This window comes from Sphaerisporangium dianthi (genome assembly GCF_042654065.1).
Classification (GTDB): domain Bacteria; phylum Actinomycetota; class Actinomycetes; order Streptosporangiales; family Streptosporangiaceae; genus Sphaerisporangium; species Sphaerisporangium dianthi.
Genome location: NZ_JBHSFP010000025.1, coordinates 44,829 through 69,135, shown reverse-complemented (window position 1 = coordinate 69,135; position 24,307 = coordinate 44,829). Strand labels below are relative to the sequence as shown.

Here is a 24,307-nt window from a genome sequence, read left to right as displayed (position 1 = left end):
GGTCCGCAGGCGAGGACCGCGCCTGGAAAGGCGGCCAACGGGCGCTGACGGCGCGTCCCGGCCCCGCGTCCGCGCCGCCCGCGAGGGACGCCGGCGCCTCGCGGGGCCGCGGGCGTCAGCGGCGCGGCCGGCGCGCGTGGTAGACGAAGGCGGGCGGCACGTTGCCCCACACGGTGCGGCTCGGCACGACCTCCTCGAACGCCTCCAGCAACCGGCGGCGGAAGCGGATGGCGGGCGGCAGCGTGCGGGCGTGCACGTAGGCGAAGGTGGTGAAGGCCCCGTCGGGGGCGAGGATCTCGGTGATCGCGCCGAGCAGCCTGTCCTGCAGCACGGCGGGGAAGGCCGCCCACGGCAGCCCGCTGATCACCGCGTCGGCCCGGCCGAGGCCGTGCTCGGCCAGCAACCGGGGGAGGTTCACCGCGTCGGCCACGATGACCCTCGCCCCTGGGTGACGCTCGGTCAGCCGCGCCGCGAGCGCGGGGTTGATCTCGATGGCCAGATGGTGCCCCCGGCCGTTCAGGCGCCGCTGGATCTCTTCGGTGAACACGCCCGTTCCCGGGCCGAGTTCGACGATGACCGGGTCGCCGCGCTCGGGCACCGGCGCGGAGACGACCTTCGCCAGACGGCGCGAACTGGGCGCCACCGCCCCCGTGGTGCCGGGCGCCTTGACGAACTGCCCGAAGAACAGCGCTGCATCGTTGGCCATGGCACTGACATTAAAGCCCAAAACGGTCCGCTCGCTTCCGCCGTCCGGCCGATCTCGTGGTCCCCAGGAGGATGCCATGTCCACCTTGAGGAGGATGCCGTCTTCGCCGGAAATATGGCCATTTGGCCGCTCTCGTGGCGCGCGGGCCCGGCTCTCCCACGATAGGGCCACCGCGCCCGTCCCGGAGACGCCGCCGGCCCGGCTCGCCCTCGCCGTCGTCCGCGGCCGTGCCCGGGTAGGGTCGGCACCAGGTTCACGAGGGGAGTCACGGGTGAAATCGGCGGAGGACCGCATCTGGACGGTTCCGAACATCCTGAGCATGCTGCGGCTGCTCGGCGTGCCGGTCTTCCTGTGGCTCGTGCTCGGACCCAAGGCCGACGGCTGGGCGCTGGTCCTGCTCATGCTCGCCGGCGTCTCCGACTGGCTGGACGGCAAGCTCGCCAGGGCCTGGAACCAGACCAGCAGGCTCGGGCGGCTGCTCGACCCGGTCGCCGACCGCCTGTACATCCTGGCGACGCTGATCGGCCTGACCCTGCGCGAGGTGATGCCCTGGTGGCTCACCGCGCTGATCATCGGCAGGGACGTGGTGCTCATGCTCGGCGTGCCCGTCCTGCGCAGGTACGGCTTCGGCCCCGCGCTGCCGGTCCACTTCCTGGGCAAGGCGGCCACCGCCTGCCTGCTCTACGCCTTCCCGCTGCTGTTCCTGGCCTCCCACGAAGGCTGGTACGCCGACGTGGCCCGGATCCTGGGGTGGGCCTTTGCCATCTGGGGAACAGGTCTGTATTGGTGGGCGGGGGCGCTGTACGTGGTTCAAGGGCGCCGGCTCATCGGAGGGGCGAGCCGGGCATGAGCGGTCGCGGGACACGCCCCGGCGGGGTCCCGGCGGCGAATGCCCGCGCGAGCGTGACCGTGTGCCCACCGTGACGAGACAGGCGGAGGGTGATCTGTGAAGGCCGTCGTGATGGCGGGCGGGGAGGGCACTCGGCTACGGCCGATGACCGCCAACCAGCCCAAGCCCCTGCTCCCCGTGGTCAACCGGCCGATCATGGAGCACGTGCTCCGGCTGCTGAGGCGGCACGGCTTCACCGAGACCGTCGTCACCGTGCAGTTCCTCGCCGCACTGGTGCGCAACTACTTCGGCGACGGCGACGAGCTCGGCATGAGCCTGCACTACGCCACCGAGGAGGTTCCCCTCGGCACCGCCGGCAGCGTCAAGAACGCCGCCGACAAACTGCGCGACGAGCGTTTCCTCGTCATCTCCGGCGACGCGCTGACCGACATCGACCTCACCGACATGATCAGGTTCCACGAGGAGAACGGCGCCCTGGTCACCATCGGCCTCAAGCGGGTCCCGAACCCGCTGGAGTTCGGCATCATCATCGTCGACGAGCAGGGCAGGGTGCAGCGCTTCCTGGAGAAGCCCACCTGGGGCCAGGTGTTCTCCGACACCGTGAACACCGGCGTCTACGTGATGGAGCCCGAGGTCCTCGACGAGGTCGCCCCCGGGGTGCCGGTCGACTGGTCGGGCGACGTGTTCCCCAAGATGCTCGCCCGCGGCGCCCCGCTGTACGGCTACGTCGCGAGCGGCTACTGGGAGGACGTCGGCACCCACGAGAGCTACCTCAAGGCCCAGGCCGACGCCCTGTCGGGCCGGGTGCGGCTGGACGCCGACGGGTTCGAGCTCTCCCCGGGCGTCTGGGTGGCCGAGGGCGCCTCGGTCGACCCCGACGCCGTCTTGAAGGGCCCGCTGTACATCGGCGGCTACGCCAAGGTCGAGGCAGGGGCCGAGCTGCGCGAGTACACCGTGCTCGGCGACAACGTCGTGGTCAAGGAAGGGGCCTTCCTGCACCGCGCCGTCGTCCACGACAACGTCTACATCGGGCCGAGCGCCCACCTGCGCGGCTGCGTGATCGGCAAGAACACCGACGTGATGACCGGCGCGCGCATCGAGGAGAACGCCATCGTCGGCGACGAGTGCGTCATCGAGGCCGAGGCCTACGTCTCCTCCGGCGTCAAGATCTACCCGTTCAAGACGATCGAGGCCGGCGCGGTGGTCAACACCAGCGTCATCTGGGAGTCGCGCGGCCAGCGCAGCCTGTTCGGGCCGCGCGGGGTCTCCGGCCTGGTCAACGTCGAGATCACCCCCGAGCTGTGCGTGCGCCTGGCCAGCGCCTACGCCACCACCCTGAAGAAGGGCGCGTCGGTCATCACCTCGCGCGACTCCTCGCGGGCCGCCCGGGCGCTCAAACGGGCCGTGATCAGCGCGCTCACCGCCAGCGCGATCAACGTGCTCGACCTGGAGGCCGCGCCGCTGCCGGTCGCCCGCTTCCACACCTCCAACGAGACCGCCTCGGGCGGCATCGCGCTGCGCACCACCCCGGGCGACCCGCAGAGCGTCGACATCATCTTCATGGACGAGAACGGCGCCGACCTCTCCCAGGGCGCCCAGCGCAAGCTGGAGCGCGTCTTCTCCCGCCAGGAGTTCCGGCGCGCCTTCCCCGGCGAGATCGCCGAGCTGAGCTTCCCGGCCCGCGCCGTCGAGGACTACACCCGCGAGCTGCTGCGCTGGGTGGACATGTCGGGTGTGCGGGACGCCGAGATGAAGGTCGTCATCGACTGCGCCGGCGGCACCTCCTCGCTCGTGCTGCCCAGCCTGCTCGGGCGGATCGGCGTCGACGTGCTCACGGTGAACAACAGGCTGGACGACGCCTCGCCGACCGAGACGCTGGCCGAGAGGCGCAGAGACCTGCAGCGCCTGGCCGAGCTGGTGGCCTCCTCACGGGCCGCCTTCGGCGTGCGCTTCGATCCGGTGGGCGAGCGCATCTCGCTGGTCGACGAGATGGGCCAGCTGATCAGCGAGGAGCGCGCGCAACTCGTCGTGCTGGACCTGGTCGCCGCCGAGCGGCGCGGCGGGCGGGTCGCGCTGCCGGTGACCACCACCCGCGTGGCCGAGCAGGTGTGCCGCTTCCACGGCGCCCAGGTGCAGTGGACCTCCACGGCGCTGGACGCCCTCACCACCGCCGCCGCCGACCCCGAGCTGATCTTCGCGGCCGACGGGCGCGGCGGGTTCATCGTCCCTGAGTTCGCCCCGACGGTGGACGGCCTGGCCGCGTTCCTGCGCCTTCTCGGCCTGGTGGCCCGCACCCGCCTGTCGCTCAGCCAGATCGACGCCCGCATCCCGCAGGCCAAGATGCTCAAGCGCACCGTGCCGACGCCGTGGGCGGCCAAGGGGGCGGTCATGCGCTCGGTGGTGGAGGCCGCCGACGGCTACAGCCTGGACACCACCGACGGCGTGCGAGTGGTGGAAGAGGACGGCGGCTGGGCCCTCATCCTGCCCGACCCCATCGAGGCGGTGACCCATCTGTGGGCGGAGGGGGAGGACCTGGACGTCGCCCAGAGCCTCCTCGAACGCTGGGCCCGCGTCGTGGAGCACGCCGTCGGCACCTGAGAGCGATGTTCCTCCGTGAAACGCCCGATTCCGGCCACATCTGAACGGCGCGGCGCATGGACCGGAGGGCTGCCCGGGCGGTAACTTTGGACCGGCGCGGCGAGCCGAGTCGGAGGGGAGCGAGGGGCGAGCGCCGTCAGTCACAAGCGAGCCCCCCGCCGGCGAGACCCGAGCGAGCCTGCGCCAGCAGCATGTCCGAACCCACGAGGCTGCCCTCATCTTGACCTTTGCGACTCATCAGCGTAAGTTGCGGCATTCGCAGTCTGAGCAATCATGAGAAGCGAAGAACCGAGGCACGCCGCCCAGAGCACCGTCGCCGCGACTTCGCGGTAGGAGGCCGAGCCGATCGATGCCGAGCGTCTACTGCACTCAGTGCGGGAATGCCAACCCTGAGGACGCCCGTTTCTGCTCGCGGTGCGGGTCGCCGCTGAGCCGCGTCGAGAACACGCCGGGGGACACCACCTCCACGATCTCCCTGAGCGGGATCGAGGCGATGGACGGCGAGGCGACGGGGCAGACGCTCATTCCCGATCGGGCGGCGGTCGAGCAACTGCCGCCGGGCACGGCCTTGCTGGTGGTGATGCGCGGGCCGAACGCCGGGAGCCGCTTCCTGCTCGACAGCGACCTCACTACGGCGGGCCGCCATCCCGAGAGCGACATCTTCCTGGACGACGTGACCGTGTCGCGCAGGCACGCCGAGTTCTACCGGCGGGGCGACTACTTCACCGCCAGGGACGTCGGCAGCCTCAACGGCACCTACGTGAACAGAGAGCGCATCGAGGAGCTGCCCCTGTCGGGCGGCGACGAAGTCCAGATCGGCAAGTTCCGGCTGGTGTTCCTCACGCGTGGGTGAGGAGGAGCGGTGATGAGCGCGCAGGCGGCCAGGGCGTTCATGAGCATCGGGGAGGTCCTCGAGGTCCTGCGGGCCGACTTCCCCGACGTCACCGTCTCCAAGATCCGCTTCCTGGAGGGCGAGGGGCTCATCGAGCCCCAGCGCTCCCCATCGGGTTACCGCAAGTTCACCCACGCCGACGTCGAGCGCCTGCGCTACATCCTCACCGCCCAGCGCGACCGCTATCTGCCGCTGCGTGTGATCAAGGACCATCTGGACACCGCCGAGCACGACGGCGCGGGCGGCGTGACCCGCCCCCGCGCCGTGGGCGCCGAGCCGCCCGAGGTGCGGCTCAGCCGCGCCGAGCTGCTGGCCGCCGCCGGGCTCGACGAGGAGACCCTCGCCGAGCTGGAGGACTACGGCCTGCTCACCCCGGTCGCCCGGTGGTACGACGCCGAGGCCCTGACCGTGGCCCGCGCCTCGGGCGCCCTGGCCAGGTTCGGCCTGCACCCCCGGCATCTGCGGGTGCTCAAGGCCGCCGCCGAGCGGGAGGCCGGGCTCGTCGAACAGGCCGTCGCGCCGCTGCTGCGCCGCCGCGCGCCGGGCGCCGCGGGCCGCGCCGAGGAGGCCGCCAGAGAGCTGTCCGGCCAGCTCCAGGACCTGCACGCCGCCCTGGTCCGTACCGGCCTGCGGGGCATTCTGGGCCGCTGACGGAGCCGCCCGGACATTTCGGGGTGCGGGGATGTTACGTTGAATTTTGCGGCGATGGTCACGCCGCGAGCCGAGAGCCGCGAGGTAACGGGCCCGAGCGGGCCGGCGACCCGATGAGACGGAGCAGCCTGTGTTGCAGATGGAGGTCGTGGGGGTCCGCGTCGAGATGCCCTCCAACCAGCCCATAGTCCTGCTCAAGGAGGCCAAGGGCGAGCGATACCTGCCGATCTGGATTGGGATGACCGAGGCCACGGCCATCGCGCTGGCACAGGCGGAGGAGCCGCCCCCCCGGCCGCTCACGCACGACTTGTTCAAGGACGTCATCGAAGCCCTCGGCGTGCGGCTGCAGGCGGTCAACATCGTCGCGCTGCGTGACGGGATCTTCTTCGCCGACCTGGTGTTCTCCAACGGGGTGGAGGTGAGCGCGCGGCCGTCGGACTCGATCGCGCTGGCGCTGCGCACCGGGGCCAGCATCTTCGCGAGCGAGGACGTCGTGCGCGAGGCCGGTGTGATCATCCCCGACGACCAGGAGGACGAGGTCGAGAAGTTCCGCGAGTTCCTTGACACGATCACGCCCGAGGACTTCGGCCGTGCGGGTTAGCCATTTCGGGCATTTACGCTTCACGACGCGCCGGGCGGGATCGTTGACTGAGCATCGCGCCAGTCCTACGGTGCAAGGGAACTCACGGTTGTAATTCACGAACCCCCAGATCAGGCCGTGGGATGAGAGGAAGCCGGAGGTCCGCAGTGGCGGTCAGCAGCGGCGAGGGTAAGACGGCCGGCCAGCACGATCCAGCCAAGCGCGAGTCCGCGCGGGAACGCGCGGGCGAGCAGGGCCTGCTGTTCGACGAGCGGCCGGCGTCTCTGCCCGCCGACGTCGGATACCGCGGCCCGACGGCGTGCTCGGCGGCCGGCATCACCTACCGTCAGCTCGACTATTGGGCGCGCACCCAGCTCGTCGAGCCGTCGGTGCGCGCGGCGCAGGGGTCCGGGTCCCAGCGGCTCTACAGCTTCCGCGACATCCTCGTGCTCAAGGTGGTCAAGCGCCTGCTCGACACCGGAGTCTCGCTCCAGCAGATACGCACCGCGGTGCAGCACCTGCGCGAGCGCGGCGTCAACGACCTGGCGCAGATCACCTTGATGAGCGACGGGGTGAGCGTCTACGAGTGCACCTCGGCCGACGAGGTCATCGACCTGCTGGAGGGCGGCCAGGGCGTGTTCGGCATCGCCCTCGGCGGAGTGTGGCGCGAGGTCGAGGGCTCCCTGGCGGAGCTGCCGGGGGAACGCGCGGAGCCGGTCGGCCGTGACTCTTCGGAGGACCACCCAGGTGACGAACTGGCCAAGCGCAGGAAGGCCCGCAAGACGGGCTGATCCCGGACAGGCGTCTCCCCCTCAGCGGAGGGCCGGGGACTGCCGCACGCCCATTTCTGAAGATCTACGGGGCCGCATGGGATGGCTACATACCCCTCCTACAGGGATAAAACCCGGCAAAGACGAAATGTAGGGGTAACTCCCTACTCGGGGCGGGACGGTACGATTGCCGGGAAAGGCTGTTGACCCTGTGCGGGAGAGACCTGGGCACGGGCCGGCTGCGCACCCCGTGCGACGCCGGTGAGTGACCCCGGCGCCGAAGGAGCAACCTCCCCGGAATCTCTCAGGCTCACGTACCGCACAGGTGAGGCGACTCTGGAAAGTAGGCGTGCCCGCCAGGCGTGTCTCACCGACGGTGCAAATCCCCCGTGCAGGGATGAAGCTCTCAGGTCGCGATGAGGATGTCGCGCTGACAGAGGGGGAGATCCGGCATACGCGCGCGCTCAGCGCCGGTCTCTACCCCTTGTAGGAGGGCCCCATGACCGATCGGTCACCGCTTCGCGACCTCTTCGCACCGCCCTTCGCCACCCGGCACATCGGCCCCTCGGACGCCGACCAGGCCCGCATGCTGGAGGCCGTGGGCTACGCCTCGGTGGCCGACCTGATCGCCGTGGCCGTACCCGGCGCGATCCGCTCAGGCGAGCCGCTCGAGCTGCCCGAGGCGGCGAGCGAGGAGCAGGCCATCGCCGAGCTGCGCGCCCTGGCCGCCCGCAACCAGGCGCCCACCTCGATGATCGGCCTCGGCTACAGCGACACGATCACCCCCGCCGTCATCCGGCGCAACCTGCTGGAGAACCCGGGCTGGTACACCGCCTACACCCCTTACCAGCCGGAGATCTCGCAGGGGCGCCTTGAGGCGCTGCTGAACTTCCAGACCGTCGTCGCCGACCTCACCGGCCTGGACGTCGCCGGAGCCTCCCTGCTGGACGAGGCCACCGCCGCGGCCGAGGCCATGACCTTGGCCCGCCGCGCCGGCCGCGTCAAGAGCCCGGTGTTCGTCGTGGACGCCGAGGCCCTGCCGCAGACCAAGGCCGTGCTCGCCACCCGCGCCGAGCCGCTCGGCATCGAGCTCCTCGAGGCGGACCTGACCGCCGGCCTGCCGGACGGGGAACTGTTCGGCGTGCTGGTCCAGTACCCCGGGGCCGGCGGCCGCCTCGGCGACTTCCGCGCGGTGGCCGCCGAGGCCCACGCGCGGGGCGCGCTGGTGGTCGCCGCCGCCGACCTGCTCGCCCTGACGCTCGTCGAGGCCCCCGGCACCCTGGGCGCCGACATCGCCGTCGGCTCCTCCCAGCGCTTCGGCGTCCCCTTCGGCTTCGGCGGCCCGCACGCCGCCTACATGGCCGTCCGCGAAGGGCTGCAGCGGCAGATGCCCGGCCGCCTGGTCGGGGTGTCCCAGGACGCCGACGGCCATCCGGCCCACCGGCTGGCCCTGCAGACCCGCGAGCAGCACATCCGCCGGGAGAAGGCCACCAGCAACATCTGCACCGCCCAGGTGCTGCTGGCCGTCATCGCCGGCATGTACGCCGTCTACCACGGCCCCGACGGGCTGCGGCGCATCGCCCAGCGCACCCACCGGCACGCCGCCGTGCTGGCCGCCGGGCTGCGCGAGGGAGGCGTCGAGATCGTCCACGACGAGTTCTTCGACACCGTCCTCGCCCGCGTCCCCGGCGGGGCCGCGGAGATCGTCGCGGCGGCCCTGGGCAAGGGGATCAACGTGCGGCTCGCCGACGCCGACCACGTGGGCGTGAGCTGCGACGAGAAGACCACCGGCGAGCACCTCCAGGCGGTGTGGGAGGCGTTCGGCGTGACCGGCGTCGTGCTGGAGGACGTGGACACCTCCGCCTCCGACGCGCTTCCCGCCGGGCTGCTGCGCACCACCGGCTACCTGGACCACCCGGTGTTCCACTCCCACCGCTCAGAGACCGCGATGCTGCGCTACCTGCGCAAACTCCAGGACAGGGACATCGCCCTGGACCGGTCGATGATCCCGCTCGGCTCGTGCACCATGAAGCTGAACGCAACCACCGAGATGGAGCCGATCACCTGGCCCGAGTTCGCGGGCGTGCACCCCTACGCCCCCGCCGGCCAGGTCGAGGGCTACCTGCGGCTGATCGGCGACCTCGAGGGCTGGCTGGCCGAGGTCACCGGCTACGACGCGGTCTCCCTGCAGCCCAACGCCGGCTCGCAGGGCGAGTTCGCGGGCCTGCTCGCCATCCGGGCCTACCACAAGGCCAACGGCGAGCACGAGCGCGACGTCTGCCTCATCCCCTCCTCGGCCCACGGCACCAACGCCGCCAGCGCCGTCATGGCGGGCATGCGCGTGGTGGTCGTCGCCTGCGACGAGGACGGCAACGTGGACGTCCCCGACCTCGTCGCCAAGATCGACAAGCACCGCGACCGGCTCGCGGCCATCATGGTGACCTACCCCTCCACTCACGGGGTGTACGAGGAGACCATCACCGAGATCTGCGACCTGGTGCACCGGGCGGGCGGACAGGTCTACGTCGACGGCGCCAACCTCAACGCGCTGGTCGGGCTGGCCAAGCCCGGTTCCTTCGGCGCCGACGTCTCCCACCTCAACCTGCACAAGACCTTCTGCATCCCGCACGGCGGCGGCGGCCCCGGCGTCGGCCCGGTGGCCGTCCGCTCCCACCTGGCGGCGTACCTGCCCGGCCACCCGCTGGAGGACGGCGCCGAGGGCGCGGTCGGCCCGGTCTCGGCCGCGCCGTACGGCTCGGCGGGCATCCTGCCCATCTCCTGGGCCTACATCCGCATGATGGGCGCCGAGGGCCTGAAGGCGGCCACCGAGCAGGCCATCCTGTCGGCCAACTACCTGGCACGGCGCCTGGCCCCCCACTACCCGGTGCTCTACACCGGCCGCGAGGGACTGGTCGCCCACGAGTGCATCGTCGACCTGCGTCAGATCACCAAGGAGACCGGGGTCACCGTCGACGACGTCGCCAAGCGGCTCATCGACTACGGCTTCCACGCTCCCACCATGTCGTTCCCGGTGGCCGGCACGCTGATGATCGAGCCGACCGAGAGCGAGGACCTGGCCGAGCTGGACCGCTTCGTGGACGCCATGGTCGCCATCCGCGAGGAGATCGCCAAGGTCGCCTCGGGGCGGTACGACCGGGCCGACAACCCGCTGCGGGGCGCGCCGCACACCGCGGCCTGCCTGCTGGCCGACGACTGGAAGCACCCCTACACCCGCGCCGAGGCGGCCTACCCCCTGCCGTCGCTGCGCGAGGACAAGTACTGGTCGCCGGTCCGCCGCATCGACCAGGCCTACGGCGACCGCAACCTGGTGTGCGCCTGCCCCCCGCTGGAGGCATACGAAGACTAGGCGACCAGCCTCGGCGACCCGTCTGGATCGGCATAATATGTCGCGCGCGACGGCGCGCCCGCGTCGCGAGGCCCGGGGATTCCTGACGCGGAGGAGAGGTCCCGATGGCGGCGCACGAGGTCGAGTCCGGGCGGTCGATCGACGACGCGCGAAGGCTCGCCGAGAGCGGCGAGCTGGAGGCCGCCGCCGGGATCCTCGCCGAGCTGGCGGCCGACGAGCGGGAGGCCGACCGTGCCCAGGCGGCCGTCGGCCTCGCCCTGGTGCTGGAACGGCGCGGCGACATCGCCGGGGCCAGGGCGGCCGCCCGCACCGCCCTGGCCACCGGCCACCCCGAGTACGCCGCCCAGGCGGCCTGCCACCTGGCGCGCGGGTTCGAGAAGGACGGCATGGCCGACCAGGCCCGCGCCGCCTGGCAGGCCGTGATCGGCGTCGGCACCCCCGCCTACCTGCCCGGCGCCCACCTGGCGCTGGCCCGCATCGCCGAGCACCAGGGCGACGACCTCGGGGCCGAGGCGTCCCTGCGCGCCGCGCTCGCCACCCGCGACCCGCGGGCCTGCGCGGAGGCGGCGCAGCGCCTGGCCGAGTTGCTGCTTCAGGAGGGGGAGCCGGGCGAGGCGGCCGACGTGCTCATCGACGCTCTCGACGTGCCCGAGGTGGCCGACGCCGGGCGGCTTCGCGTTCTGCTCGGCATGGCCCATCTGGACATGGCCTGCGGGGAGTTCGCCGCGGCCGCCGAGGGCGAGGGTGACGCCGACGGCGTCGCGCTGGCCGTCGAGCTGCTGGCCCGGACGCTGCCCCTGCGCGGGCGCGACGCCGACGCCGAGACGGTGTGGACCTACGGTCTCGCCCACCCCGACGAGGCCGTGGCCGCACAGGTGCGGCTGCGCCTGAACCGCGACGACCAGCCGTCCGAGCCGTAGCCCGCGCCCCGCCGGCCATGCCGTGCCGTGTCCGTCCGGGCGGACGCGGTTTGACCTTGACGCGGCGTCAACGTTTCTAATGAAGCCATGCTGATCGGTGAGCTCGCCGCGCTGGCCGGGGTCTCCACCCGCACCGTGCGCCATTACCACCACCAGGGCCTGCTGCCCGAGCCGCCGCGCCTTGCCAACGGCTACCGCGAGTACCGCCTGCGCGACGCGGTGATCCTGGCCCGCGTGCGGCGGCTGGCCGAGCTCGGCCTGTCGCTTCCCGAGATCCGCGACGCGCTGGCCGACGACCAGGGCAAGGACCTGCGCGAGGTGCTCCAGGAACTGGACGCCGACCTGGCGCGGCAGCAGGAGGCGATCGGCGCCCGCCGGGCCGGGCTCGCCGCCCTGCTGGCCCGGGAGGACCCGATCCCCGACGCGATGGTCTCCCCGGAGATGGCCGCGGTGCTGCGCGACCTGCCCGCCGGGGGGTCGAGGTTCGCCGAACTCGACCGCGAGCTGCTCACCCTGGTGGACGGCATGACCGCCCCGCCGGACCGGGCCGCGCTGCCGGCCCTGCTGCGGCCGCTCACCGAGCCGGCCGCGCTCGCCCGGGCACACGCCCTTTACCGGCGGCTCGACGAGCTCGACGGCGTCGATCCCGGCGACCCGCGGGTGGCCGCGCTGGCCGCCGACCTGGCCGCCCACCTCCCCGCGGACATGGCGGCGTTGATGGCCGAGCATCTCGGCCCGGCCGGCGGACCGGCGCCCCCGGGCGGGGCGGGCCCGTCCGGCGACGGGGACGGCGCCCGGGTCATGGAGCTGCTGTCCGCGGAGATGTCACCCGCCCAGGCCGAGGTGTTCAGGCTGCTCATGGTCACGCTGACAGGGCGGGGATGAGACCGCCGTTCCCCCGCCCGCCGGGCGGGGCGGAAGGTTCGCGGCCGCGTGGGCGGCGTTCGAGGAGGCAGGGATGACGCTCGCGATCGCGCGGGCCGCGCTGTACGCGGTGATCCCCGCGGAGCTGCTGTTCGCGGTGCTGCTGCTGTCGGGGGTGGCGCCGCCGGCTCCGCTGATCGCCGTGGCGGAGGCCGCGGTGGCGGCGGCGCTGGTCCTGGAGGCCGTGGTGGCCGGGCGGCTGTTCCGCGCCGCGCGCCGGCGGGGCATGGGCCGCCGGGCGGCGCTGCGGGCCGTCTACGAGCACATGGTCCCCGACAAGGTGCGCAGGGTCGCGGCGTTCGACGGGAACGGCCTGCTCAGCCTGGTGCTGTGGGTGGCGCGACGGCGTCACGGCGTGCCGCCCGGCGCCGTCGCGGTGTCCTACGCCAGGCAGCTGACCCCGGTGCTGACGGCCCTGCTGACGGTCATGATCGTCGAGACGGTGGGGGCCGAGCTGCTGCTGCGGGCGATCGGCGCGCCGGTGTGGCTGCGGGTGACGATCCTGGTGCTGGACCTGTACGGCGTCCAGTTCGGCCTCGCGCACGCCGCCGCCTGCGTCACCCGGCCGCACGTCGTGTCGGCGGGGGAGCTGCGCGTCCGGCACGGCGTGTTCTTCGACCTGCGCGTCCCGCGTGAGCTGATCACCTCGGTGCGGGTGTCGCCGAACTACAACGAGTCGGGCATGGTGCGCGTCAAGGACGGCACGCTCGCGGTGGAGGTGTCCTCCCAGACCAACGTGGTCGTGGAGCTGTCCGCGCCGGTCACCGTCGTGCGCCCCCTCGGCCGCCGTGCCGAGGTCACCGCGATCCGCCTGTTCGCCGACGACCCGTCCGCCGCCGTCCGGGCCCTGCGCCCGGCCCGCACCCTCGACCCGTCCTGACGGCGGCTCCCAGGCGACGGCCGCCCGGCCCTCCGGCCGGACGCGCGCTTACCTATGGCTCTCCAGTGTTTGCATTGTTATAGTGACATGCAAACAGTTGGAGGTGGATCGGTGAACGGTTCCCCGGATCCTGCGAGCCCCGGGCGCGCGCGCCGGCTCGTCCTGACCATGGCTCCACCGCTGCTCATACTGCTCGTCCCGCTCGTGCTCACCACCGTGTTCGCCGAGCGGCTGCCCGACCGGGCCTACGTCGAGGGGGTCACGGCGCAGTACGCCCACCCGTGGGACGGATGGGTCCGGTTGCACATCCAGGGCGTCGTGCTGGCCGAGGTCTGGTATGTCGTGCTCTTCGTGCACTACTGGCGATGGCCGGAGCTGCAGCGGTGGGTGGTGACGGCGGCGTTCGGCGTGAGCGTGTGGCCGGCCGCCGCGGACGCGGTCAACATCGTGGCGCTGCTCGACGCCACGGGCCCGGCGCCCCTGCCGGCGTGGGAGCTGCCGGTGGAGCTGGGCGCCGCCGCCCTCGCGGGCCTGGCCGGGTGGCGGCTGGCGGGCCCACTGCCGAGCCCGCCCGAGGCGGCCGCCGCCCCGCCTCCCGGGGTCCCGCTCATGGACCTGGCCCCGGGGCAGCGTGCGGTGTACACGGCCTCCACCTGGTCCCGCCGCAAGCTCCGCAACGGGGCGATCTGGCTCGCCGCCGCCGCGTTGACGGTCTTCACCTTCTCCACGGGATGGCAGGGGACGGCGATGCTGGCGTTGACGGGCGCCTTCGAGATCCTCCAGGCGCGCACCCGGCTCCAGATCGACGACAGGGGAGTGGAGCTCACCCTGCCCTGGCTCGGCCGGCTGCGGCGGGCGATCCCGTTCCCGGCGGTGAGGTTCGCCGAGGTGCGGCCGAGCGCGTCCGGCCAGTGGCTCGGCCTGGTCGGCGGCGAGCGCGGCTGGGGGTACGTCGGCGGCCCGGGCCCGGTGCTCGCCCTCCTGCTGGCCGACGGCAGGGAGTTCCTCTACTCCACCAAGGACGCGGGAACGGCCGCCGCGCTGGTCAACGCCTCGCTCAACCGCGCCCGCCAAGGAGCGGCCGGGTGCTGATCGTCGTCGACCCCTCCTCGGCGCGGCCCCTCGCCGACCAGGTGGCGGCCTCGGTGCGGGCGGCGGTGGCCGAAGGCGCCGCCTCGCCCGGCGACAAGCTGCCCTCGGCGCGCAGCGTGGCCGCCGCGCTCGGCATCAACCTGCACACGGTCCTGCGCGGCTACCAGCAGCTCAGGGACGAGGGTCTGGTCGAGCTGCGGCGCGGCCGGGCGGCCACCATCACCGGGCTGGCCGCCGACGGCGCGCGCCTTCGCCTGCGCGAGGCCGCCGAGCGGTTCGCCCAGGAGGCCGGCGAAATGGGCGTGTCGCAGGAGGAGGCCGTGGCGGCGGTGCGCGACGCCTTGGAGGCGCGATAGGGCGTGTCCCGCGTTCGCCCATATCCAGCAGGTCGGTTCCGTGAAGTATGGTCTGGAGTGTGGTGATCTTCAGGGCGGGGGGAGTGGTGACCGGTGTCCTTCTTCCCGGACGGCCCGGCCGGGAACGACTTCGTGCTGATCCGGTTGCGTCCGCACAGAGTCGAACTCATGGACTTCTCCCGCAAGATCCATCCTGACCCCTGCGGGCTGGTCCCCGCCGCCGCCGAGCGGCGGGAAGGCTCATGGTCGCCCAGCCGGTGAGCCGGTGGATCACGTGAGGGGATCACGGAGCCAGATCCTGATCGAGACGACGTCGACGGCGCCCTGGTAGATACGCTCACGCTTGTCGCCCGCCCTTACCGCCTTGCTCGAAGCGGGACGGCCGGCTTCAAGATGTCCTGGCACCACTGGCGGAAACCGGTGGCGGTGGCGGAGGCCGGGTCGCGGGGCTCGGCGTCGTAGATTCCGCTGTTCTGCGCGTTGACCATGTCGGCCATGTCCTGGGCCAGCGCCGGGCTCGCGCCGTGCCGCACCATGCGGGCCTGGAAGTCCGTGAGCGGGACCTGCTGGTAGCGCACCGTGCGGCCCAGGGTCTCGGAGATGATCTCGGCCATGGCGTCGGGGGTCAGGCTGTCTGGGCCGACCAGTGGAACGCGGGCCTGCCCGCTCCAGGAGGTGTCCAGCAGGAGCGCCGCCGCCGTGGCGGCCACGTCCCGGGTGGCGACGGTCGGCAGCGGCCGGTCCGCGGTGTTCGCCATGGAGAACACCCCCTGCTCTGTGATCGGCCGGATCTGACGGAGCAGGTTCTCCATAAAGAACGGCAGTGCCAGGGCCCGGTACCGCACGCCGGTGCTCGCGATCAGCTCGTCCATGTCGAGCGCGGCCGACAGGAGTCCGGCCTCGTCCTGGTGGCCGTGGCCCAGGGAGGTGACGTGCACCATCCGTACGCCCCCGCTCGCGGCCTCCTGGGCTGCGGCCCGGGCGAAGTCCAGGTAGTAGCGCCTGGCGGGGCCGGCGTCACGGAAACCGGCCGGGGGCACGAGCCAGAACAGCCGGTCGGCGCCCTCCAGCGCCTTCGCGATCGTGTCCGCGTCGGCGTGGGAGCCCTCCACCACCTCAACCCGCGCGCGCACGCGCTCCGGGAGGCGGGAGGGGTCGCGGACGATCACCCGGACCGGCTCACCGCTGGCCAGAACGCGGTCCAAAATCTGTCGGCCGATGTCACCGGTCGGCGTGGTAACGACGATCATGAGTGTCTCCAAGCGTGGCGGTCGACGGCGAACCCCAGGGGCGCCGGGCGGTCGCCTTCGAGTGAACCTGGAGCGACGTCGCAGGTGAAGGACCAACTTGGTCGCGATTGATACCCTGGGGATATGAATGACCTGGAGGTGCGGCAGCTCCGCTACTTCGTCGCGGTCGCGGAGGAACTGCACTTCGGGCGCGCCGCCGCCCGGCTGGGCATGGCGCAGCCCCCGCTGTCCCGCACGATCAGGGACCTGGAACGGCAGCTCGGTGTGACGCTGTTCGAGCGGACCACCCGGCAGGTGAAGCTCACCGGCGCCGGAGAGGTCCTGCTGCGCGACGCCAGAACCGCCCTGGAGGCGATCACCGCCGCCGCTCACCGTGCCCGGCACGCAGGCAGCACCTCGCCCCGGCTGCGCATCGCACTCAAGGCCGACATCGACGGTGGCCTGCTGCCGCAGATCCTGGACGCCTACAGCGCCGACCCCGCCGCCCTGCCCACCGAACTGATCCTCGGAGGGTTCGGCGATCAGCCCAGGGCACTGCGCGATGGCCTGGCCGACGTGGCACTCGTGCTCTGCCCCATGGACGACCGCGGGCTGGACAGCGAGCCGCTGATCACCGAGCCTGTCCTGGTCGCCATGGCCGCCACCGACCCGCTGGCCGCCAGGACCCGGCTGTGCCTGGCGGACCTGGCCGGCCGGAACCTCCCCAGCGGTGCGCCGGCCGACGCCGGCCGCGCCGCGCCGCGCCGGCCCGGGGCGACAAGGCCGGCCTCCAACTTGTCGGAGATCTTCAACCTCGTCGAAACGGGCGGCATCGTGTTCTTCGCACCTGCCTCGGTCGCCCGGCGCAACCCGCGCCCTGGGGTCGCCTACCGGCCGGTCAGCGACCTGCCGGACTGCACACTGGCCATCGCGTGGCCCCAGGACGCCCGCTCACCGGCCGTCGCCGCCCTCGTACGCGTCGCATGCGCGATCGCAGCCACCCGGCGCACACGAGCAGAGCCCCAGATGCGGAGCACGACCGCCTGAGGGCCGCCGCCACTGACGACGGGCGCCGGCATCGGCCATGGGTCGCGCCGATCGCAGTGAACCGGAGAGACTCGCCCGCGCTTGTCCGTTGTCGACAACGCTCGTGGTCGATACACCTGGCACGCCCCGCTCCGCCGGCCGCTGGACGGCGGGTGCGTGGCGGACGCGGCGGCGGGTGCGCGGAGGCTAGTGGCGCCTGCGGCCGAACGCGGCGGCGACGTTGACCAGGATGATGCCGGTCCAGGCGAGGAACAGCCCGGCGGCCCCGGCCTCCCCGGCGGCGATGGCGGTGAGCGGGATGCCGATGCCGAGGGATCCGAGCGCGATCGGGATCGTGGCGTCCCCCTTCGCCTTGCCCGGGGCGGGGGGCGGCGCCCCGTAGGGCCCGGGCCGGCCCGGCGGGAGGTGGTGGCCGTTCTGCGCGGCGACCTCGGCGCGCACGCGGGAGTCGATCGCGGAGTCGATCTTCTCCAGGAACGACTCGATCAGTGCCTGCTCGTAGTCGGGACCGAGATCCCGGCGGGCTTCGACGGTGGCGCGCAGTTCGTCGCGCGGAAGTGAATTGTCCGGCACATCTCAAATCTCGCACAGGCCGGGGCCTGTGGCATCCCCCGTGAGGAGTAAAAGGATGCTTCCGGAGTACCGTGTCGGCCATGCAGATCATGACGCCGCGGGGGGCGGCGATCGTGGAGGTCGACGAGGCGGTCGCGCCGAGGTTCCTGTTCGTCCTCACCCACGGGTCGGCGGGCGGCGTGGAGTCGCCCGACCTGCTGTCGGTGCGGGACGCGGTGGTGGCGGCCGGCGGCACGGTGGCGCGGGTGCTGCAGCCGTTCAGGGTCGCGGGCGGCCGGGCGCCGGGGTCGCCGGCCAGGCAGGACGAGGCGTGGACGTCGCTGGTGGCCTCGCTCAGGGAACGGTTTCCCGGCCTGGCCCTGGTGCAGGGCGGCCGGAGCAACGGAGCCAGGGTGACCTGCCGGACGGCTCGCGCGGTCGGCGCCGCCGCGGTGGTGGCGCTGGCCTTCCCGCTGCATCCGCCGGGGAAGCCCGGACGCTCGCGCGTGGAGGAGCTGCGCGGGGCAGGCGTGGACGTGCTGGTGGTCAGCGGTGACCGTGACCGCTTCGGAATCCCCGATCAGGCGGACGCTGCACGCCTGGTGGTGCTCGCGGGTGAGGGACATGACCTCAACCGAGACCCCGCCCGCGTGGGCGAGGTCGTCGCGCAGTGGCTCGGCCCCCGCTTCTCGTGACGCTCAGGCTGCGCTGATGGCCAGGTCGGTGGGCCGGTGCGGAGCGATGATGGCGCCGTTGGGCAGGAGCTCCCCGGTGTCCTCGAAGAGCACGATGCCGTTGCACAGCAGGCTCCACCCCTGCTCGGGGTGCGCCGCGATCGTGCGGGCGGCTTCGCGGTCCGGCGCGTTGGTGGTCGGACAGGACGGCTCATGCGGGCACATTGGCGTGCCTCCGGTTTTCTCTCTCGGTCTGGGGCTCGCGGGGGCGTCATCGCCAGGCACCGCATGCCCCGCGCCGATTCCCCCATTCCCCGCCGCACGGGGACGAGCGCTCTGTGGTTGATGTGTGCGCTAACACACACCTACAGAGTAAGTGTGCTGCGGGTCACACGCATACGACATAGCCCATTGGGACGGTTTGGAACCTTCGATTAGGGGGTCCGCGGGGGCCCCGCGGGGCTCGTTCGAGGGTGTGACCTGCGACACAAGCCTGCCCCACCGAAGATAACGGTCCAGGCACGACTCGCCGCCGAACGGATAAACGAACGGTTACGTGCGGGACAGGCCTCTCAGCAGGGCTTCCAGGCCGCGCTCGAAAGCGGCCGCGGCCTCCTCCGGGGGCTCCGCGCCACCGCTCGCGAGTGCCGGCAGGAGGGCCTGCTCGTCCTCGTCGCCGCCCGTGGGAGCGGCCCAGCCCGACCGCTGGATCTCCACGGCCACGCTCCCCATGACGTACGCGCGCAGCGTCCGCACCGCCTGGGCCGCCCGGGCGGCGTCGCCGAGGCCGGAGGCGGCCAGCTGCTCGGCCTGTTCCCGGATCGCCATGAGCGCGCCGCCCTGGGGCGGCTTGGTGAGGGCGAGGGCGAGCACTCCTGGGTGCTCCAGCAGCGCGGAGCGGCCCGCGTGGGCCCAGGCCCTGGCGATCTCCTGCCAGCCGCCGTCGGATGGCTCGACGGTGACGGCGGTGACGTGCTCGGCGAGCGCGTCCATGAGGGCCTCCTTGCCGCGGGGGAGGTGGTGGTAGATCGCCATCGCCTCCACCTGCAGGGCGTCGCCGAGCCGGCGCATGGTGAGCCGGCGCAGGCCCTGGCCGTCGGCGATGTGCAGGGCGGCCTCGATGATGCGCTCATGGGACAGGGGGACCGCGGGTCGCTTGGCTGGCATACCAGGCATGATCCTCACGATGGCTTACTTTGTAAAGGGCGCCGCGCCGTGCCGCTCGCCCTCCCTTGGCCCACCGGGGGTGAGGCGGTGCCGCGGGCGGCGTACGCTATGGCGAGCGAGGAACGCCGGAACACCCGGCGATGTGCTGAGAGAGGGCAGGCGATGGCGTTTTTCCGTCCGAGCGTGAGCCGGGAGGCGGAGGTCAGGCACCACGCCGACCAGGAGGTCGGAAAGAGCTTCTCCACGTTGCTCGGCAGGGCGCGTGAGGCCGAGCACGAGCTGCGCCGCGTCCAGGCCGCCGGGGCCGGCGCCGTGGAGCTGCGGGCGGCCGGGCTCGCCTACGACCGTGCGCTGACCGACGCGCTGCGCGCCGCCGAGGCCGCCCAGCGGGCGATCCTGGGCGTCAAGGCGTACGACGACCGCATCCGCCGGCGCAAGGGCGTCGCGACCCCCGAGGGGGCCGAGTGGACCGCCGAGGTCGACCGGCTGCGCACCCTGCGCGAGGAGCACCGGCTGACCGGCATCGCCCGCGTGCCGCGCCCCTTCGCCGCCGCGCGCTGACCGGCTGACCAGGGGCCCCGCGGGGGGCGATCCCCGAGATGGCTCCCGTGAACGACGACGGCCTCCGCCCAGGTGGGCGGAGGCCGTGCGCGCATACAGCCGGTCCGGGCCGGGCGGCGGCCCGGACCGGCTGTCAGCTGGCCCAGTCGAGCAACGGGCGCGTGTTGCTGGGGTGGCGAAGCTTGGACAGCGACTCCTTCTCCAGCTGGCGGATGCGCTCGCGGGTGAGCCCGAGGTGCTTGCCGATCTCGTCGAGCGTGTGCGGCTTGCCGTCGATCAGGCCGAAGCGCAGCGCCATGATCTTGGCTTCGCGCGGGGTGAGGTTGCCGAGCACGCCGCGCAGTTCGGCGCCCAGCAGCTGCCGGTCCACGACCTCCGAGGCCTCCGGCGCGTCGACGTCCTCGATGAGGTCGCCGATGGTCGTCTCACCGTCCTCGCCGATGGTGGCGTTGAGGCTGATCGGCTGGCGGCTGGTGCGCAGCAGCTCCTCGATCTGGTCGGGGGTCTTGTCCAGCTCCACCGCCAGCTCCTCGGGGGTGGGCTCGCGGCCGAGCCGCTGGTGCATGTCGCGCTCGATGCGCGACAGCTTGGACAGCATCTCGAGCACGTGCACCGGAAGCCGGATCGTGCGGGCCGAGTCGGCGAAGCCCCGCTGGATCGCCTGGCGGATCCACCACATGGCGTAGGTGGAGAACTTGTAGCCCTTGGAGTAGTCGAACTTCTCCACCGCGCGGATCAGGCCGAGGTTGCCCTCCTGGACCACGTCGAGCAGCGCCATGCCGCGGTCGGTGTACTTCTTGGCCACCGAGACCACCAGCCGCAGGTTGGCCTCCAGCATGTGGTCCTTGGCCCGCCTGCCGTCCTCGGCGACCCACTCGAGGTCCTCGCGCCGGGCGCCGGTCAGCGAGGCGTCGCTCTCGAGCTTGTGCTCGGCGTACAGGCCGGCCTCGATGCGCTTGGCCAGCTCGACCTCCTCGGCCGCGGTCAGCAGGGTGCGGCGGCCGATCGACTTGAGGTAGGTGTGCACCGAGTCGCCCATGACGGAGGACTGGTCGTCCAGGTCGAGCGGCTCGTTCTGCAGCTCGTTCTCGTCCGGCTCGGTCCAGCCGTCCTCGGGGTCGGTGGTCTCCTCCTGGCCCGCCGGGAGCCGGGCAGGGACGGGCGCGGCCGGTGCGGCGGGGGAGGCCGCCGCCTCCGCGGTGGTGCGGGCGGTGCGGCGGGCGGTGTGGCGACGGCGGGTCGTGATGGTGCCCTCGGAGGCCTCGGCGGTGGCCGCCGGGTCCGCGGTCGTGCTCGTGGTGCGTGTCATTGCGCTCTTCGCGGTAGTCTTCACAGCGGTGCTCTTACGGGTCTTTCGCGCCGGGCCGCCAGGTGTGGGCTCGTTCTCCGCGGCCAGGCTCACGCCGGCCTCGGTGAGCTCGCGCAAGATCGAACGACCCTTGGCCGGACTGATCTGCGCAGATGAGAACGCCTCGCGGAGCTCCGCGAGGGAAAGGTGACCTTGCGCTCGCCCTCGGTCCAAGACCTGAGCGAGCGTCGTCGGGGCCGCCTCGCGAGAGGGCGAGGTCGCCGCGGCAGTTCGGGGCATGAGCACACCTCCTCCGTCACGGAGTCGTCATTTCGGTCATGGGATGGCGCGGCGTTCGAGGTTCGGCGCACCAGTATCAATAACGTCAGGCGGCGCGGTTTGTTCCCGCCGGCCGCACGCCCGCCGGGACGAGTCTCCTGATGAGTGCGCAGGTCGCCGCGGGTGGCCGTCTCGGCCGCGGCGTGTCGGGGCTGCACGGATCCTCCGTTCGTCGGCTCCTCGGCGCTCCCGCCTCCCCTGCCCGCGATCGGCCGTCCCACACGGGTCGTTCGCCTTTCGCGCGGTCCCCTCACGCGAGGAGGCGGGCCGCCCTACGGCGACCCGCCTCCGGGAAAGGTCCTGCCGGCCTACTTCGGCTTCTTCTCTCCGGTGATCACCGGGATGGGAAGCGGCTCGGCCTCCTCCATGCGCTTCTCGGTCCAGTACTCGGCGACCTTCTTGGGGTCGCGGTTCATCTGGTCGTCGACGAAGACCGACGGCGCGCTCGTGGGCTCGGCGTTCGCCGGCACGTCGGGTCCAGGGATCTGGCCGGGTGCCTCGCCCGGAGCGTAGGTCGCGGAGCTCTCGCTCTGCCGGCCGACCTTTTCGGAATCGACCCGTCCGCCGGCGGCCGCGGCCGCGACGGATATACCCCCGACGAGGACCGCTCCCACCACTCCGGCGGAGATCCACATCTTGCGGGTTGGGTTCATCAAAGGCGTCCTTCCTAGATCCACTGCTGACGATATGACGCGCCGGATGCAGCTTCCGGTTCCCTCTCGAAGCGACATTGTGGTCAACAAAGATCCCTTGCGCTAACAAACCCGGAAATATCCTGTCGTATGGCGACAAGATCATGTTTGCCATTCGGCAGCAGAGGCAGACGGTCCCGCACCGCCAGCGCGCGCGGCGCCGCGTACCCGGGCAGGCGCTGTTTCACCAGCGCGCGCAACTCGCCCAGGACCGGGGGAGCGGCCGGGTCGGCGGCCACCACCACCGCGACGACCTCCTCGCCCCACTCGGGGTGCGGCCGTCCCACGACGACGGCGTCGCGGACGCCGGGGTGGCCGGCCAGGATGCCGGCCACGGCGCCCGCCACCACCTTGCTCCCCCCGGTGTTGATCACATCGTCGGCGCGGCCGAGCACCCGCAGCCGGCCCCCCTCAAGGGCGCCGAGGTCGGAGGTGAGATACCAGCCGCCCTCCAGCGCCGCCGCGGTCAGATCGGGGCGCAGGCGGTAGCCGGAGAACAGCACCGGCCCCGCCAGGCGCACCCTGCCGTCCGGCCCCGCCTCGACGCGCACCCCGTCCAGCGGGACGCCGTCGTAGACGCACCCGCCGCAGGTCTCGCTCATGCCGTAGGTCGTCACCACCCGCGCGCCGGCGCCGCGCGCCTCCTGCAGCAGGCCGGACGGCGCGGCGGCCCCGCCCAGCAGGATCGTGCGGAACCGCGACAGGTCGGCGCCGATGTCGAGCATGCGCCTGAGCTGGGTCGGGACCAGCGACACATGATCGGCGCCGCTGGCGGCCACGGCCTCGGGCGAGAACCGCTCGTGGATCAGCGGCTCGGCGCCGGCCAGCAGCGAGCGCACCAGCACCAGCAGCCCCGACACGTGCGAGACGGGCAGGCAGCACAGCCAGCGCTCACCCGGGCGGGCGCCCAGGCGCCGCAGCGAGGCCGAGGCCGAGGCCGTCAGCGCCGCCGCCGGAAGCTCCACCCCCTTGGGCGCGCCCGTCGAGCCGCTGGTCGCGATGATCGCCGCGATGTCCCCGGCCGCCGGCACCCCGCCCTCACGGGGCCGCACGCCCTCGGCGGTCACCACATGGGTCGGGCGCAGCGTCGCGAGGGCCTGCTCCAGAGCCGGGGCGGGCAGGTCGGGGGCCAGCGGCAGCACCGCGGGCCCGCCGCCGAGGAGCGCCTCGCGAACCATGCCGAACAGGTCGGGACCGGGAGGAAGAACCACCGCGTGCACAGGACGCTCACTCACGGTCGTAAGGTTAGTCCCGATGAGAGGGGCCCCCGCCGTGGCCCTGCCGGGGGAACGCGCAGGTGAGTGAGGAGCGAGCGTGACCGTGAGCACTGTCGACTGGAAGCGGTCGGGTGACTACGAGGACATCATCTACGAGACCGCCGAAGGCATCGCGAAGATCACGATAAACCGCCCCGAGCGGCGCAACGCCTTCCGTCCGACCACGCTCTTCGAACTCCAGCACGCCTTCAACGCCGCCCGCGACGACGGCGACGTCGGTGTGATCATCTTCACCGGCGCCGGCACCGAGGCGTTCTGCTCCGGGGGCGACCAGAAGATCCGCGGCGACGACGGCTACATCGGCCCCGACGGCGTCGGCCGCCTCAACGTGCTGGACCTGCAGGTCCAGATCCGCCGCCTGCCCAAGCCGGTCGTCGCCATGGTCGCCGGGTACGCCGTCGGCGGCGGGCACGTCCTGCACGTCGTGTGCGACCTCACCATCGCCGCCGACAACGCCGTGTTCGGCCAGACCGGCCCCAAGGTCGGCTCCTTCGACGGCGGCTACGGCGCGTGGTTGCTCGCCGAGACCGTCGGGCTGAAGAAGGCCCGCGAGATCTGGTACCTGTGCCGGTTCTACAACGCCCAGGAAGCCCTCGACATGGGCCTGGTGAACACCGTCGTCCCGCTGGAGCGGCTGGAGGAGGAGACCGTCCAGTGGTGCCGCGAGATGCTGGACAAGTCGCCGCTCGCCCTGCGCATGCTCAAGGGCGCCATCAACGCCGTCAGCGACGGCGCGGCCGGCATGCAGCAGTTCGCCGGTGACGCCACCCTCCTGTACTACATGAGCGAGGAGGCGCAGGAGGGCCGCGACGCCTTCAAAGAGAAGCGCCGCCCCGACTTCTCCCGCTTCCCGCGCCGCCCCTAGATGAGGGCCTTCCCCGTTCCCCCGCGCACC

The 24,307-nt window shown here is 72.4% G+C and carries 25 protein-coding genes and 1 riboswitch; of the genes, 17 read left to right on the top strand and 8 right to left on the bottom strand.

The annotated features are described in order from the left end of the window. Positions 1-115: 115 nt before the first annotated feature. Positions 116-706, bottom strand: coding sequence for a class I SAM-dependent methyltransferase (locus ACFO60_RS28765; RefSeq protein ID WP_380846070.1), 591 nt, complete (start codon positions 704-706; stop codon positions 116-118). A 271-nt stretch (positions 707-977) separates the two neighbouring features. Between ACFO60_RS28765 and ACFO60_RS28760 the strand changes: the two genes are divergently transcribed. The 13 genes from ACFO60_RS28760 (at position 978) to ACFO60_RS28700 (ending at position 14,847) form a co-directional block, all read left to right on the top strand. After that, positions 978-1,556, top strand: a complete 579-nt coding sequence (locus ACFO60_RS28760; protein ID WP_380846067.1) for a CDP-alcohol phosphatidyltransferase family protein — start codon at positions 978-980, stop codon at positions 1,554-1,556. Positions 1,557-1,652: 96 nt separating this feature from the next. After that, positions 1,653-4,154 carry a sugar phosphate nucleotidyltransferase gene (locus ACFO60_RS28755; RefSeq protein WP_380846064.1) on the top strand — a complete coding sequence of 834 codons (2,502 nt, stop codon included), beginning with the start codon at positions 1,653-1,655 and terminating at the stop codon, positions 4,152-4,154. A gap of 349 nt (positions 4,155-4,503) precedes the next feature. Beyond that, a complete protein-coding gene (locus tag ACFO60_RS28750; RefSeq protein WP_380846061.1) occupies positions 4,504-5,007 on the top strand; it encodes an FHA domain-containing protein in 504 nt (167 codons plus the stop codon). 12 nt (positions 5,008-5,019) lie between these two features. After that, complete coding sequence (ftsR, locus tag ACFO60_RS28745; RefSeq protein WP_380846058.1) at positions 5,020-5,697, top strand: transcriptional regulator FtsR; 678 nt, start codon at positions 5,020-5,022, stop codon at positions 5,695-5,697. Between the two features lie 130 nt (positions 5,698-5,827). After that, positions 5,828-6,298 carry a bifunctional nuclease family protein gene (locus tag ACFO60_RS28740; RefSeq protein WP_380846055.1) on the top strand — a complete coding sequence of 157 codons (471 nt, stop codon included), beginning with the start codon at positions 5,828-5,830 and terminating at the stop codon, positions 6,296-6,298. A 146-nt stretch (positions 6,299-6,444) separates the two neighbouring features. Beyond that, a complete protein-coding gene (locus tag ACFO60_RS28735) occupies positions 6,445-7,068 on the top strand; it encodes a MerR family transcriptional regulator (protein WP_380846052.1) in 624 nt (207 codons plus the stop codon). Between the two features lie 183 nt (positions 7,069-7,251). Next, a riboswitch (glycine riboswitch) is annotated at positions 7,252-7,377 on the top strand. Positions 7,378-7,546: 169 nt separating this feature from the next. Next, entirely contained in the window at positions 7,547-10,414 is a 2,868-nt protein-coding gene (gcvP, locus tag ACFO60_RS28730; RefSeq protein ID WP_380846049.1) for an aminomethyl-transferring glycine dehydrogenase, read from the top strand. A gap of 104 nt (positions 10,415-10,518) precedes the next feature. Next, positions 10,519-11,334, top strand: coding sequence for a tetratricopeptide repeat protein (locus ACFO60_RS28725; protein WP_380846047.1), 816 nt, complete (start codon positions 10,519-10,521; stop codon positions 11,332-11,334). An 87-nt stretch (positions 11,335-11,421) separates the two neighbouring features. Continuing rightward, a complete protein-coding gene (locus ACFO60_RS28720) occupies positions 11,422-12,219 on the top strand; it encodes a MerR family transcriptional regulator (protein ID WP_380846043.1) in 798 nt (265 codons plus the stop codon). Positions 12,220-12,292: 73 nt separating this feature from the next. Continuing rightward, positions 12,293-13,138 (top strand): hypothetical protein, encoded by an 846-nt coding sequence (locus tag ACFO60_RS28715; RefSeq protein ID WP_380846040.1) that lies wholly within the window; start codon positions 12,293-12,295, stop codon positions 13,136-13,138. Positions 13,139-13,249: 111 nt separating this feature from the next. Next, on the top strand, positions 13,250-14,230 hold the full coding sequence (locus ACFO60_RS28710) for a hypothetical protein (protein ID WP_380846037.1): 981 nt from the start codon (positions 13,250-13,252) through the stop codon (positions 14,228-14,230). Beyond that, positions 14,224-14,586, top strand: a complete 363-nt coding sequence (locus tag ACFO60_RS28705) for a GntR family transcriptional regulator (RefSeq protein ID WP_380846034.1) — start codon at positions 14,224-14,226, stop codon at positions 14,584-14,586. The genes ACFO60_RS28710 and ACFO60_RS28705 overlap by 7 nt, the downstream gene beginning before the upstream one ends. Before the next feature lie 93 nt (positions 14,587-14,679). Then, positions 14,680-14,847 carry a hypothetical protein gene (locus ACFO60_RS28700; protein WP_380846031.1) on the top strand — a complete coding sequence of 56 codons (168 nt, stop codon included), beginning with the start codon at positions 14,680-14,682 and terminating at the stop codon, positions 14,845-14,847. A gap of 95 nt (positions 14,848-14,942) precedes the next feature. Here the strand turns inward: ACFO60_RS28700 and ACFO60_RS28695 are convergent, their stop codons facing one another. Further along, positions 14,943-15,836 (bottom strand): NmrA family NAD(P)-binding protein, encoded by an 894-nt coding sequence (locus ACFO60_RS28695; protein ID WP_380846028.1) that lies wholly within the window; start codon positions 15,834-15,836, stop codon positions 14,943-14,945. 123 nt (positions 15,837-15,959) lie between these two features. Here ACFO60_RS28695 and ACFO60_RS28690 point away from each other — a divergent pair, with 123 nt between their 5' ends. Then, positions 15,960-16,862 (top strand): LysR family transcriptional regulator, encoded by a 903-nt coding sequence (locus tag ACFO60_RS28690; protein WP_380846025.1) that lies wholly within the window; start codon positions 15,960-15,962, stop codon positions 16,860-16,862. Between the two features lie 186 nt (positions 16,863-17,048). Here the strand turns inward: ACFO60_RS28690 and ACFO60_RS28685 are convergent, their stop codons facing one another. After that, positions 17,049-17,435 carry a hypothetical protein gene (locus tag ACFO60_RS28685; RefSeq protein ID WP_380846022.1) on the bottom strand — a complete coding sequence of 129 codons (387 nt, stop codon included), beginning with the start codon at positions 17,433-17,435 and terminating at the stop codon, positions 17,049-17,051. Between the two features lie 80 nt (positions 17,436-17,515). On the opposite strand from ACFO60_RS28685, the gene ACFO60_RS28680 reads away from it, so the two are divergent. Continuing rightward, a complete protein-coding gene (locus ACFO60_RS28680; RefSeq protein ID WP_380846019.1) occupies positions 17,516-18,109 on the top strand; it encodes an alpha/beta hydrolase family protein in 594 nt (197 codons plus the stop codon). A 3-nt stretch (positions 18,110-18,112) separates the two neighbouring features. Here ACFO60_RS28680 and ACFO60_RS28675 read toward each other — a convergent pair whose 3' ends face one another. Both ACFO60_RS28675 and ACFO60_RS28670 read right to left on the bottom strand, forming a co-directional pair. After that, positions 18,113-18,313, bottom strand: a complete 201-nt coding sequence (locus tag ACFO60_RS28675; RefSeq protein ID WP_380846016.1) for a DUF5999 family protein — start codon at positions 18,311-18,313, stop codon at positions 18,113-18,115. A 327-nt stretch (positions 18,314-18,640) separates the two neighbouring features. Further along, positions 18,641-19,255, bottom strand: a complete 615-nt coding sequence (locus ACFO60_RS28670; protein ID WP_380846013.1) for a TetR/AcrR family transcriptional regulator C-terminal domain-containing protein — start codon at positions 19,253-19,255, stop codon at positions 18,641-18,643. Between the two features lie 183 nt (positions 19,256-19,438). On the opposite strand from ACFO60_RS28670, the gene ACFO60_RS28665 reads away from it, so the two are divergent. Beyond that, a complete protein-coding gene (locus tag ACFO60_RS28665) occupies positions 19,439-19,816 on the top strand; it encodes a hypothetical protein (protein ID WP_380846010.1) in 378 nt (125 codons plus the stop codon). 133 nt (positions 19,817-19,949) lie between these two features. Here the strand turns inward: ACFO60_RS28665 and ACFO60_RS28660 are convergent, their stop codons facing one another. The 3 genes from ACFO60_RS28660 to ACFO60_RS28650 form a co-directional block, all read right to left on the bottom strand. Then, positions 19,950-21,404: an RNA polymerase sigma factor gene (locus tag ACFO60_RS28660; RefSeq protein ID WP_380846007.1), complete on the bottom strand. Its 1,455-nt coding sequence runs from the start codon at positions 21,402-21,404 to the stop codon at positions 19,950-19,952. Between the two features lie 347 nt (positions 21,405-21,751). Beyond that, positions 21,752-22,096, bottom strand: coding sequence for a hypothetical protein (locus ACFO60_RS28655; protein WP_380846004.1), 345 nt, complete (start codon positions 22,094-22,096; stop codon positions 21,752-21,754). An 83-nt stretch (positions 22,097-22,179) separates the two neighbouring features. Beyond that, a complete protein-coding gene (locus tag ACFO60_RS28650; RefSeq protein ID WP_380846256.1) occupies positions 22,180-23,313 on the bottom strand; it encodes an AMP-binding protein in 1,134 nt (377 codons plus the stop codon). A 142-nt stretch (positions 23,314-23,455) separates the two neighbouring features. Here ACFO60_RS28650 and menB point away from each other — a divergent pair, with 142 nt between their 5' ends. Beyond that, on the top strand, positions 23,456-24,277 hold the full coding sequence (menB, locus tag ACFO60_RS28645; RefSeq protein WP_380846253.1) for a 1,4-dihydroxy-2-naphthoyl-CoA synthase: 822 nt from the start codon (positions 23,456-23,458) through the stop codon (positions 24,275-24,277). Positions 24,278-24,307 lie beyond the last annotated feature (30 nt).